We start from the raw sequence: 12,005 nt of genomic DNA on the forward strand, positions 1-12,005 counted from the left end.
GTCGTCGGCAGCGTCAGATGTGTATAAGAGACAGGCACATCCCGTGTGGCGTACGGCAGTTGCAGCACCCCGTCCTCGGTCCACAGCCCGGCACCCGCCAACCAGCCCTCGGGCGCCGGGAGTTGGAGCAGCTGCCGCTCGGCCGGGCGCCACACGGCGAACCAGGTGCCGGCCGGGCCGTCGATGCGCAGCGCCACCCCGCAGTTCTCCGGCATCAGCACCTGCCCCGGCTGGATCGCGAACGGCGTCACCGTGCAGTCCGGCAGCCGCAGGCACTCCGGGAACCGCACCGGCAGCGTGGAGCCGATGACCCCCCAGCCCAGCCGGTCCCCCCGCCCCGGCGAGGGCGCGTCCGAGCGGATGAGGAGCAGCCCGCTGTCGGGATCGGCCGCCAGCAGCCGGTCGTCGCTGTCCGCGGCGATCTGCAGCAGCGGCGACACCTCCCCGTCCCGCTCCAGATCCACCACGATCGCCTTGGTCCGCCCGCCGACCTCCCGGTCCAGGGCCAGCATCCGGCCCGCCCGGTCCAGCCAGACCCCGCCCGAACAGCGCCCCGGGACCATCGCGAGATGCTCGGGCCCGAAGGCACCCCCCGCCACCAGCCACACCGCCGTCGACCGCCGGCCCACGGCGAGGGCGTACGCCTTCTCGCCCCCCGGCGCCGGCGGCAGCAGCCGCAGCCGGGTGTCCGGGTCCGGGCACTCGATCGCGCCGAGCAGCAGCTCACCCGTGCCCGGACCGGTCGGGTACAGCAGCGAGAACGCGTGCCGCCCGTCGACCAGCCGCCGGATGAGCACCCGCCCGTCGCCCATCGGCTGCACCTCGCTGCCGGGCTCCTCCGGCTGGTTGCCGGGCAGCGGCACGGCGTACGGCTCGGGGCCGTCCAGCGTCCACCGCTCCGGGAACAGGCAGTCGCCGGCCGGCGCGAGGCGGGCCGCGTACGCCCCGTCCGCGGTGATCACACACGTGGTGTCATCGGTCCGCGTCCCCCCGCACTCGTCCCCGTCCACGTCCTCGTCCGCCGCTGTGGGCTCGATCGCACAGGCCGTCATGGTTCGGTCACCTCCGGCGACGAAACTAGTTTTCGCACGTACGGACGTGGGACCGATGAGCATCCGGATCACACATAAGGGTGGCCAAGTAACGATTCGCCTGAGGAAACCGGGGCGGGTGTGCTGAACGGGGCCGCAGGCCGTCATAGGCCGCCTTCAGCGGTTCAGCCCCTCAGCCCGGCCAGGTAGCCTTTCCTCGTGCCCCGTCAGTCCGTACCCCGCCTGTCCGAAGTCGTCGCCGCGCTGGAGAAGCTGTGGCCCGCCGAGCGGGCCGAGTCATGGGACGCGGTCGGCACCGTCGTGGGCGACCCGGAACAGGACGTCACCCGCGTGCTGTTCGCCGTCGACCCCGTGCAGGAGATCGTCGACGAGGCCGTGAAGCTGGGCGCCGACCTGCTGGTCACCCACCACCCCCTCTACCTGCGCGGTACGACCACGGTCGCGGCCTCCACCTTCAAGGGCCGCGTGGTGCACACCCTGATCAAGCACGACATCGCGCTGCACGTCGCCCACACCAACGCCGACCGCGCCGACCCGGGAGTCTCCGACGCCCTCGCGGGCGCGCTGGACCTCAGGGTCGTAGGACCGCTCGTACCGGACCCGACCGATCCGGAAGGCCGCCGGGGCCTGGGCCGGATCTGCGAGCTGGACCACCCCCTGACCGTCCGCGACCTCGCGGCCCGCGCCGCCGAGCGCCTACCCGCCACGGCGCAGGGCATCCGCGTCGCGGGCGACCCCGACGCCCTGGTCCACCGGGTCGCGGTCAGCGGCGGCTCCGGCGACAGCCTCTTCGACGACGTACGAGCGGCAGGCGTAGACGCTTTCCTCACAGCGGACCTCCGCCACCACCCGGTATCAGAGGCCCGCGCCCAAAACTCTCAGACCCCCCAAAAACCTCTCGCGCTGCTCGACGCGGCGCACTGGGCCACCGAGTGGCCCTGGTGCGAGCTGGCCGCCGCCCAGCTCGACGAGATCTCCGACCGCGAGGGATGGGACCTCAGGGTCCACGTCTCCAAGACGGTCACCGACCCCTGGACCGCCCACGCGGCGTCCACCGCCACACCAGACTCAATGGGAGCCCCCAACTGAACGCCGCGCCCGCCGACCAGATCCGACTTCTCGACGTCCAGGCCCTCGACGTACGCCTCTCGCAGCTCGCGCACAAGCGCAACTCCCTGCCCGAGCACGCCGAGATCGACTCGCTGACCAAGGACCTCACCCAGCTGCGCGACCTGCTCGTGGCCGTGCAGACCGAGGAGAGCGACTGCGCCCGCGAGCAGATCAAGGCCGAGCAGGACGTCGACCAGGTGCGCCAGCGCGCCACCCGCGACCAGCAGCGCCTCGACTCGGGTGCCGTCACGTCCCCCAAGGACCTGGAGAACCTCCAGCGCGAGATCGTCTCCCTCGCCAAGCGCCAGGGCGACCTGGAGGACATCGTCCTCGAAGTCATGGAGCGCCGTGAGTCCGCGCAGGAGCGCACCGCCGAACTGACCGAGCGGGTCGGTTCCGTGCAGGGCAAGATCGACGACGCGACCGCCCGTCGCGACGCCGCCTACGAGACCCTCGACGCCGACGAGGCCACGGCCGAGAAGGAGCGCGAGGTCATCTCGGCGACGATCCCCGCGGACCTCCTCAAGCTCTACGACAAGCTCCGCCAGCAGCAGGGCGGCATCGGCGCGGCCAAGCTCTACCAGCGCACCTGCCAGGGCTGCCGCCAGGAGCTCGCCATCACCGACTTCAACGAGGTCCGCGCGGCGGCCCCCGACACGGTGGTCCGCTGCGAGAACTGCCGCCGCATCCTGGTGCGCACGTCGGAGTCGGGCCTGTAAGTCGTCAATCAGCTCAAGAATCAGCTCAAGGAGCGTTCGCGGTGCGGGAGTTCATCGTCGAGGCCGACGGCGGTTCCCGGGGCAACCCGGGACCCGCGGGCTACGGCAGCGTGGTCATCGACGCGACGACGGGGGAGACCCTGACCGAGGCGGCCGAGTACATCGGCATCGCCACGAACAACGTCGCCGAGTACCGGGGCCTGGTGGCCGGCCTCCGCGCCGCCCACACCCTGGACCCGACCGCCCACATCCACGTCCGCATGGACTCCAAGCTGGTCGTAGAGCAGATGTCGGGCCGCTGGAAGATCAAACATCCCGACATGAAGCCCTTGGCGGCGGAGGCGGGTGCGGTGTTCCCGCCGGATCAGGTGACGTACGAGTGGATCCCCAGGGAGAAGAACAAACACGCGGACAGGCTGGCCAACGAGGCGATGGACGCGGGGAAGCGCGGCGAGCAGTGGTCGGCGGCGGATTCCACGGCGGAACTTCGCAGCACAGGCTCGGGCGAGACACCCAAGGGGCGCGGGGCTGTGACACATGCGGCTCCGCCGCGCGAGCCCGACCAGCCTTCCAGCGCAGGCTCAGGCGAGGCTTTTAAGGGGCGCGGGGCTGTGACACATGCGGCTCCGCCGCGCGAGCCCGACCAGCCCTCCAGTGCAGGCTCAGGCGAGGCTTTTAAGGGGCGCGGGGCTGTGACACATGCGGCTCCGCCGCGCGAGCGCGACCAGCCCTCCAGTGCAGGCTCAGGCGAGGCTTTTAAGGGGCGCGGGGAACTGCGCGACCAGCCCCCACTCACCCGCACTATGACGACAACCGACAAGACCACCGCCGACACCCGCGCCGCCCGCAACGTAGCCACCCCCACCCCCGGTTGGGCCCCCGCAGACATGGGCGCCCCCGCCACCTTCGTCCTCCTCCGCCACGGCGAAACCCCCCTAACCCCCCAGAAACGCTTCTCCGGCAGCGGCGGCACCAACCCCTCCCTCTCACCCGTCGGCCAGGACCAAGCCACCCGAGCCGCAACCGCGTTGGCAGCCCGAGGCACCATCCAGCACATCATCGCGTCCCCCCTCACCCGCACCCGCGAGACCGCCGCAGCCGTAGCGAACCGCCTCGGCCTGGACGTGACGATCGAAGAGGGCCTGCGAGAAACGGACTTCGGCGCCTGGGAGGGCCTCACCTTCGCCGAGGTCAGAGAGCGCTACCCCGACGACCTGACCACCTGGCTCGGCGACCCGACAGCCCACCCCACCGGCGGCGGCGAGAGCTTCGCGGAGACGGCAACCCGCATCGCCGCCACCCGCGACAAGCTGATCGCGGCCTACGCCGGCCGCACCGTCCTGCTCGTCACCCACGTCACCCCGATCAAGACGTTCGTCCAACTAGCCCTGGGCGCCCCGCCGGAGTCCCTGTTCCGCATGGAACTGTCGGCAGCCTCCCTCTCGACGGTGGCGTACTACGCGGACGGCAACGCGAGCGTACGGCTGTTCAACGACACGTCCCACCTGCGCTGAGCGCCGCGGCCTCGCGGGCCAGCGCCTCGATCCGCCCCCAGTCACGCGCGGCCACCGCGTCCGCCGGGATCATCCAACTACCGCCCACACAGCCGACGTTGGGCAACGCCAGGTATTCCGGCGCGGAGTTGACCCCTATCCCACCGGTAGGACAGAACCGCGCCTGCGGCAACGGCCCTGCCAGCGAGGCGAGATACGCAGTACCGCCCGCCGCCTGAGCCGGGAAGAACTTCATCTCCCGCACCCCGCGTTCCAGCAGCGCGACGACCTCGGACGTGGTCGACACCCCCGGCAGGAACGGCACCCCGGACCCCTGCATCGCCTCCAGCAGCAGCTCCGTCCACCCGGGACTGACAAGGAACCGCGCCCCCGCGCCCACGCACTCCTTCACCTGCCCCGGAGTCAGCACGGTCCCGGCCCCGACCACCGCCCCCGACACCTCACCCGCGATCGCCCGCAACGCCTCCAGCGCGACCGGCGTCCGCAACGTCACCTCGATCGCCGGCAGCCCACCCGCGACCAGCGCCCGCGCGAGCGGCACCGCGTCGGCGACGTCCTCGATGACGACGACGGGCAGCACCGGAGCGAGATCGAGCAGGGAGGAGAAAGCCATGACGTCATCTTGCCGAGGCGATGCAACCTGCGCAAAGGTCATTGCACACAATGCAACGCAAGCGCTGCAACGCCCACCCGCCCCCGCTGAAAAACGCCTGCTCGCCCCCGCTGAAAGCCGACGCGCTCAGTGAATCTCGTCCACCAGCACATCCAACGACCAGGCCTGCCCCGCCCGCCCGGGCGCCTCCGCCTCCACCACATACCCCTGGTCCCGCAACGCCTCCACCAGCTCACCCGGCGTCCCCGGCGCACCCGACGCGGCCAGCAGACTCCGCACGATCCGCCCCTTCGTCGCCTTGTTGAAGTGGCTGACGACCTTCCGGGTCGGCGCATGCAGCACCCGTACGGTCGCCGTCCGCCCCGCGACCTCGCCCTTCGGCTTCCACGCCGCCGCGTAAGCCGAGGACCGCAGGTCGAGGACGAGCCCCTCCCCGGCCACCTCCGGCAGCACGTCCGCCATCGGCGCCCGCCAGTGCGCACCCAGCGCCCCGAGCCCGGGCAGCTTCACCCCCATCGAGCAGCGGTACGACGGAATCCGGTCCGTCACCCGCACCGCGCCCCACAACCCGGAGAACACGAGCAGCGAGCGCGCGGCCCGCTTCTTCGCTGCTGTGGGCAGCGAAGCCAGGTCGAGGGCGTCGTAGAGGACACCCGTGTAGATCTCCCCGGCGGGCCGCGCGCCGGCGGTCCGCAGGTCGACGTTCTTCGCGATCTCGCCCCTGAGCCCCTCGCTCAGCCCGAGCACCTCGCGTGCCTTGTCCTCGTCGGCCGCGCACAGGTCGACGAGTTCGTCGAGTACGGCCGCGCGGGCCTCGGTGAGTCCCGGCAGTGACAGGGACTCGGGCTTGAGCGGGGCACCGCGGCCGGAGGAGGCCTTGCCTTCGGAGGGCGGCAGCAGGACGAGCACGGTGGTTTTCTCCTTACGGTGGGTGCTGCGCCAGCGTAAAGGGTGCGGGCCTGCGGATTGTGCCTACGCTCGTGTCATGCCCAGCCGCCGCATCCGGGTGACCGGCACCCCCGAAGCCCCGCTCCGCGCCGCCCTCACCGCCCTCCGCACCGAACTCGGCGTGCCCGAGACCTTCCCGCCGGAGGTACTCGCGGAGGCGGAAGCGGCCGCGAAGGCCCCGGTGCCGCCCGCCGAGGACGCGACCGACATCCCCTTCTTCACCATCGACCCGCCCACGTCCATGGACCTCGACCAGGCGATGCACCTGTCCCGCAGGGGCTCCGGTTTCAGGGTCCGGTACGCCATCGCCGACGTGGCCGCCTTCGTCGCCCCCGGCGGGGCACTGGACGCGGAGGCCCACCGCCGCGTGACCACCCTCTACTTTCCCGACGAGAAGACCCCGCTGCACCCGCCCCTGCTGAGCGAGGGCGCCGCGAGTCTGCTGCCGGACGTGACCCGCCCGGCGGTGCTGTGGACGATCGAACTGGACGCGGACGGCCGTACGTCCGCCGTGGACGTCCGCCGGGCGCTCGTCCGCAGCCGGGCGAAACTCGACTACGCGACCGCGCAGCGGCGGATCGACGCGGGCACCGCCGAGGAGCCGCTCGCGCTGCTCAAGGACATCGGCGAGGCGCGCGAACGCCTGGAGGTCGAGCGCGGCGGCATCTCCCTCAACGTGCCCGAACAGGAGATCGTCGAGCGCGATCACACCTACGAACTCGCCTACCGCGCCCCGCTCCCCGCCGACGGCTGGAACGCCCAGATCTCCCTGCTCACCGGCATGGCCGCGGCCGACCTGATGCTCACGCACGGCACGGGCGTCCTGCGCACCCTGCCCGCCGCCCCCGACGGCGCGGTCGGCCGCCTCCACCGCACCGCGCACGCCCTGCACATCGACTGGCCGCACCACATGTCGTACGCCGCACTCATCCGCTCCCTCGACCCGCACCTCCCGCACCACGCGGCCTTCCTCCAGGAGTGCACGACCCTGCTGCGCGGCGCGGGCTACACGGTCTTCCGCGACGGCAACCTCCCGCCGATCACCACCCACGCGGCCGTCGCCGCCCCCTACACCCACTGCACGGCCCCGCTACGACGCCTCGTCGACCGCTACGCCTCCGAACTCTGCCTCGCCCCCGGCAACCCACCCGCCTGGGTGCTGGCCGGCCTCGACGCCCTCCCCAAACAGATGGCCGACGGCACCCGCCTCGCGGGCACCGTCGAGCGCGAGTGCGTCGACATCGTCGAGGCCGCCCTGCTCAAGGACCGCGTCGGCGACCTCTTCGACGGCTACGTGGTGGACGTCGAGGAACACCAACCCACCGTGGGGAAGGTCCAGTTGGACACCCCGGCCGTCGTCGCCCGCCTCGAAGGCGGCACGACCCCGCTCCCCCTGGGCGAGCGCCTGCGGGTCCGCCTCACCCAGGCAGACCCGGGCACGACGAAGGTACGGTTCGCGCCTGCTTGACCGCCTGCACAAGGGTCGCTACGACGCTCTCGGCATCGTCGGCGTGGAAGCGGACGGTGTCGACCTCCCGCCGCCGACCGAGGAGCGTGAAGTGGGCGATGGGCTGGGCGAGTTGAAGGGTGACGGAGGTGCGGAAGCCGACGGGGAGGTCGAGTTCGCCGTCGGCGCGGCGGCGGGCCGCACGCAACTCGCCCTCGGCGGAGGCGATATGACCCAGCGGGACGATCACATCGGCGCGGGCGGCCCGCCGCAGCCGTAGCGCATCCGTGTCCGTGTCCAGCAGGTGGGGACGGGCGACGGAGGACGCGTGCAGGGCGGCGACGGACGCGACCGCGCAGAGGCCCAGGACCGGCACCAGCTGGTGGAGCACCGGCCAGTTCCGCAGCAGCACCGACATGGTGAGTGTCTCCAGTACGCACGCGAGCACCGACCCGGCCACCAGGGCCCGCCGCGCCCGCGCATACCCGAACACCCGCCCGCCGCCTGCCCAGTTGGTCCACATGAGGGTCAGTACAAATGCTGACGTCGCGGGAGGGTCAAGCGCCAGCGGGCGCGCCGAACCACAACTCCAGTGCGTCGCCCGGATCCTGGGCGTCATCCGTGTCCGCCGCCCACGCCGTGATCCCGTCCGGCCGCACCAACAGCCCCGCGAGCTCCGGCCGTTGGGGGCAGGTGGTGGTGAGGACGTCCACCAGGCCCTCGTAACCGGCCGCGCGGGAGCGGAGTTTCGGGTCGCCGGTGAGGTCGAGGAGGAGGGCGCGGCCGGTGTGGAGGTGGTCGGCGAGGCGGGTGCCGTCGGCGAGTTCGAGGTCGGGGGCGCTGCGGCCGGTCAGCGGGTGGTCGCCGGGGAGGTCGTAGTGCTGCCAGGCGCCGGAGATCCGCTTGACGAAGTACGTGGCGCCGTCGGGCGTCCCCGCGAGGTCGCTGATGATCCCGCGCAGGGCACGTGCGTGCGCGTCGGGCCGCATCGCCGCGATCTGGGCACGCGTCCAGTCGAGCACCCAGGCGCCGATCGGATGCCGCTCCGCCGTGTAGGTGTCCAGCAGTGCCACCGGCGCCCGGCCGCTCACCACCAGGGCGAGCTTCCAGCCGAGGTTCATCGCGTCCCCGACACCGAGGTTGAGCCCCTGCCCGCCGAACGGCGAGTGCACATGCGCCGCGTCGCCCGCGAGGAGCACCCGGCCCGAGCGATAGGTCTCCGCCTGGCGGCAGTTGTCGGTGAACCGGGTCGCCGAGTGCAGCTTGTGCACGGTGACGTCGACCCCGGTCACATGGCGCACGCTTGCCTGCAACTCCTCGGTGGTGACGGGGGATCGGCGGTCGGCGGGCGGTCCGTCGAACTCGATGCTGACCATCCGTCCCGGCATCGGACCGTAGGTGTACATCCCCGTGTCGGTGGCGTTCCAGCCGCTGCGCAGTCCCTCGGTGCCGGTCATGTCGGCGATCGCCTGGTAACCGGTGATCTCCGGTGCGGTGCCCGGGAATGGGATCCCGGCGAGCTTGCGCACGAGGCTGCGGCCACCGTCGCAGCCGACCAGCCAGCCGGCGCGCACGGCCCGCGGCGCGGAGCCGTCCACGGGAGCGAGATGGACGGTCACCCCGTCCTCGTCGGCGTCGAAACCGGTCAACTCGACCTGCCTGCGCACCTCGACGCCGAGTTCGTCGGCGCGCCGGCCGAACAGCCGCTCCAGCGGGGCCTGCGGGACGAACCGTCCGACGTCACCTGCCGGACCGAGGTCCGCGAAGGCGGGGTCCGACCCGTCGAGGAGATCGGCCCTCAGCGTGATCCCGGCGAAGTGCCCGGCGGACTTCGGCGGCGGGGCGGTGTCCTTGCCGGCACCGCCGGCCCGCGCCCGCATGAACTCCTTCATGCCGTTCACCGTCTCTTCCTGCACCTCGACCAGCGCGGGCAACAGCCCCCGCCGGTAAAGGGCCACGGCGGTAAGGGTGTTGATGCCCCCCGCCTTGATCGTCTCGTCCACCTCGGCCAGCCGCTCCGCGACCAGCACCCGCGCTCCGCCGAGCCGCAGCTCACAGGCCAGCAGCAGCCCGATGGGCCCGGCTCCGGCGATGACGACGTCGTAGTCCGTGTCGGTGTTCGTGGGGGTGTGCGTGTCAGTACTCATGCCAAGATTGTAGTCACTAAAAAATTATGTTGGCTACACTGTTCTCGTGAGCGAGAGCATGGGTGCGGCCGAGCTGCCGCTGAGGGAGCGCAAGAAGCGGGCGACGCGGCAGCGGATCTCGAACGTCGCCTCGGCGCTGTTCAGGGAGCGCGGCTTCGACCAGGTGTCGGTGGCGGAGGTCGCGCGGGCCGCCGAGGTATCCACGATGACCGTCTTCAACTACTTCCCGCGCAAGGAGGACCTGTTCCTCGACCGCATCCCGGAGGCCGTCGAGATGTTCAGCGGGGCGGTACGCCACCGCGCCCCCGGCGAGACCCCGCTCGCCGCGCTCCGCCGCCTCGCCCTCGAACTCCTCGACCGGCGCCACCCGTTGGCAGGCCCCGACAGCGGCTTCCCGGACTTCTGGGAGGTCGTGGCCGACTCACCCGCCCTGCGCGCCCGGGGCCGCGAAGCCCTGGAGGAGATCGAGAACGCCCTGACCACCGCCCTCACCGAGACCGCCCCGGACACCCCCGACCCGGCCCTCATGGCGGCCCTGACCATCGCCGCGTACCGCACGGTCTACGTCGCCACCGCGCGCCGCGTCTTCGCGGGAGAGGACGCGGCAGGCCTCGTAGCAGACCATCGCGCGCGGTTGTGCGCGGCCTTCGACGTGTTGGAGCGGGCGCTCACCCCGGCATGACATTCGGCCCCGGAGCGTTGCACCCTGTGGAGGGAAGGGGGTGCGGCCGGTGAGCGCACGTGAGCAGGCGCTGTGGACGAGGGCGAGACTGGGCCGCTGCGGCCCGCCGCTCGACCTCCTGACCGCCCGTTTCGACCGGCACGTCTACGCCCCGCACGCGCACGCCGAGTTCACGATCGGCGTCTGCGTCGGCGGCGCGGAACTCATCGACTACCGCGGCGGCCACATCCGTGCGACCCCGGGCTCCATCGTCGTCCTCGAGCCCGGCGAAATGCACACGGGCGGCCCGGGCAGCACCACCGACGGCTACGCCTACCGAGCCCTCTACGCCGCGCCGGCACTGCTGACGGACGGCATCCTCGGCGGCGGCCACCCGCACTTCCGTGAACCCCTCCTCGACGACCCCGAACTCGCCGCGGCCCTGCGCATCGCGCACACCGAACTCAGCGCCTGCCCCGACCCGTTGGAGGTGGAGTCCCGCCTCCCGTGGCTGCTGACGGCCCTGGCCCGCCGGCACTCGACGTCCCGCCCGACGCCGGACGAGATCCCCGGTGCGGCGTGGGTGGCCCACGCGGTACGGGACCGCCTGGCGGACGAGTTGACGGCGCCCCCCTCGTTGACATTGTTGGCCGCGGACTTCGGCCTGTCCCGCTACCAGCTCCTCCGCGCCTTCCGTACGACGATGGGGATACCGCCGTACGCCTGGCTCGCCCAGCACCGGGTGACGCGGGCGCGCGGCCTGCTGGAGGCGGGCGGACGTCCCGCCGAGGTGGCGGCACAGGTGGGCTTCGCGGACCAGGCGCATCTGACACGCTGGTTCCGGCGGGTGCTGGGGGTGACGCCGGCGGCGTACCGCAACAGCGTTCAAGACGCCGGATGAGAGGGCGCCACAGACTCGCCGTATGACTGCACGCGGCTGGTTCCTGTTCTCCCTGATGGGAGTGGTCTGGGGCATCCCCTACCTGATGATCAAGGTGGCGGTGGACGCCCCGCTCTCCCCGTCCATGGTCGTCTTCACGCGCTGTGCCCTGGGCGCCGTACTCCTGCTGCCCTTCGCCCTACGACAGGGCGGCCCGACCCGCACGATCCGGACGCACTGGCGCCCGATGCTGGCCTTCGCGTGCATAGAGATCATCGGCCCGTGGTTCACACTGACGGACGCGGAACGCCACCTGTCCAGCTCGACGGCGGGCCTGCTGATCGCGGGGGTACCGATAGTCGGCGTGCTGATGGCCCGCTTCTTCGGCGAGGCGGAGCGGCTGGGGACGCGTCGGGTGGCCGGCCTGACCCTGGGCCTGGCCGGGGTCACGGTCCTCACGGTCCCGCACCTGACGGGCGGCGACGCCCGCTCGCTGGTGGAGGTGCTGCTGACGGTGCTCGGCTACGCGACGGCCCCGCTGATCGCCGCGCGCCACCTGAAGGACGTCCCGACCCTGCAACTGACGGCACCGTGCCTGGCGTTGGCGGCGCTGGTGTACGCACCGGGGGCGGCGCTGACGTGGCCGTCCACGGTGCCCTCGGCTCAGGTGTTGGCCTCCCTCGCCGGTCTGGGAGTGATCTGCACGGCGGTGGCGTTCGTGGCCTTCCTGGAGCTGATCAAGGAGGTCGGCCCGACCCGGTCGACGGTGATCACGTACGTCAATCCGGCGGTCGCGGTGGCGGCGGGGGCGCTGTTCCTGGGGGAGAGGCTGACGGTGGGGATCGGGGTGGCTTTCATGTTGATTCTGGCGGGGTCGGTGCTGGCTACGGCCTGTCTCTTATACACATCTGACG

General features: G+C 71.9%; 12 protein-coding genes. 7 read left to right on the forward strand and 5 right to left on the reverse strand.

Annotated features, from left to right (window positions below; translation table 11 throughout):
* The coding region (locus tag OO70_RS49675; protein WP_043688001.1) for a hypothetical protein at positions 1 to 1,052 on the reverse strand (1,052 nt) is incomplete at its 3' end.
* Between the two features lie 198 nt (positions 1,053 to 1,250).
* Between OO70_RS49675 and OO70_RS49680 the strand changes: the two genes are divergently transcribed.
* Genes OO70_RS49680 through OO70_RS49690 form a run of 3 tightly spaced genes read left to right on the forward strand, consistent with a single transcriptional unit; the run spans position 1,251 to position 4,395 of the window.
* A complete protein-coding gene (locus tag OO70_RS49680) occupies positions 1,251 to 2,141 on the forward strand; it encodes a Nif3-like dinuclear metal center hexameric protein (protein ID WP_043688004.1) in 891 nt (296 codons plus the stop codon).
* The gene (locus tag OO70_RS49685) at positions 2,138 to 2,881 is read left to right on the forward strand and encodes a zinc ribbon domain-containing protein (protein ID WP_043688026.1); all 744 of its coding nucleotides are present in this window, start codon (positions 2,138 to 2,140) and stop codon (positions 2,879 to 2,881) included. The genes OO70_RS49680 and OO70_RS49685 overlap by 4 nt, the downstream gene beginning before the upstream one ends.
* Before the next feature lie 41 nt (positions 2,882 to 2,922).
* Positions 2,923 to 4,395 (forward strand): bifunctional RNase H/acid phosphatase, encoded by a 1,473-nt coding sequence (locus OO70_RS49690; protein ID WP_043688007.1) that lies wholly within the window; start codon positions 2,923 to 2,925, stop codon positions 4,393 to 4,395.
* Here the strand turns inward: OO70_RS49690 and eda are convergent.
* Positions 4,370 to 5,008: a bifunctional 4-hydroxy-2-oxoglutarate aldolase/2-dehydro-3-deoxy-phosphogluconate aldolase gene (eda, locus tag OO70_RS49695; RefSeq protein WP_043688010.1), complete on the reverse strand. Its 639-nt coding sequence runs from the start codon at positions 5,006 to 5,008 to the stop codon at positions 4,370 to 4,372. The genes OO70_RS49690 and eda overlap by 26 nt on opposite strands.
* A 126-nt stretch (positions 5,009 to 5,134) precedes the next feature.
* The gene (gene yaaA / locus OO70_RS49700) at positions 5,135 to 5,917 is read right to left on the reverse strand and encodes a peroxide stress protein YaaA (RefSeq protein WP_043688013.1); all 783 of its coding nucleotides are present in this window, start codon (positions 5,915 to 5,917) and stop codon (positions 5,135 to 5,137) included.
* A gap of 76 nt (positions 5,918 to 5,993) precedes the next feature.
* Between yaaA and OO70_RS49705 the strand changes: the two genes are divergently transcribed.
* A complete protein-coding gene (locus OO70_RS49705) occupies positions 5,994 to 7,424 on the forward strand; it encodes an RNB domain-containing ribonuclease (protein ID WP_043688014.1) in 1,431 nt (476 codons plus the stop codon).
* Here OO70_RS49705 and OO70_RS49710 read toward each other — a convergent pair.
* A complete protein-coding gene (locus OO70_RS49710) occupies positions 7,375 to 7,926 on the reverse strand; it encodes a hypothetical protein (protein ID WP_043688016.1) in 552 nt (183 codons plus the stop codon). The genes OO70_RS49705 and OO70_RS49710 overlap by 50 nt on opposite strands.
* A gap of 34 nt (positions 7,927 to 7,960) precedes the next feature.
* On the reverse strand, positions 7,961 to 9,550 hold the full coding sequence (locus OO70_RS49715; protein WP_043688018.1) for an FAD-dependent monooxygenase: 1,590 nt from the start codon (positions 9,548 to 9,550) through the stop codon (positions 7,961 to 7,963).
* 58 nt (positions 9,551 to 9,608) lie between these two features.
* Between OO70_RS49715 and OO70_RS49720 the strand changes: the two genes are divergently transcribed.
* The 3 genes from OO70_RS49720 to OO70_RS49730 all read left to right on the forward strand — a co-directional run.
* Positions 9,609 to 10,232, forward strand: coding sequence for a TetR/AcrR family transcriptional regulator (locus OO70_RS49720; protein ID WP_043688020.1), 624 nt, complete (start codon positions 9,609 to 9,611; stop codon positions 10,230 to 10,232).
* A gap of 49 nt (positions 10,233 to 10,281) precedes the next feature.
* Entirely contained in the window at positions 10,282 to 11,112 is an 831-nt protein-coding gene (locus OO70_RS49725; protein ID WP_043688029.1) for a helix-turn-helix domain-containing protein, read from the forward strand.
* Positions 11,113 to 11,134: 22 nt separating this feature from the next.
* The coding region (locus OO70_RS49730) for a DMT family transporter (RefSeq protein ID WP_043688023.1) at positions 11,135 to 12,005 on the forward strand (871 nt) is incomplete at its 3' end.

This window comes from Streptomyces xylophagus (assembly GCF_000716435.1).
Taxonomy (GTDB): Bacteria; Actinomycetota; Actinomycetes; order Streptomycetales; family Streptomycetaceae; genus Streptomyces; species Streptomyces xylophagus.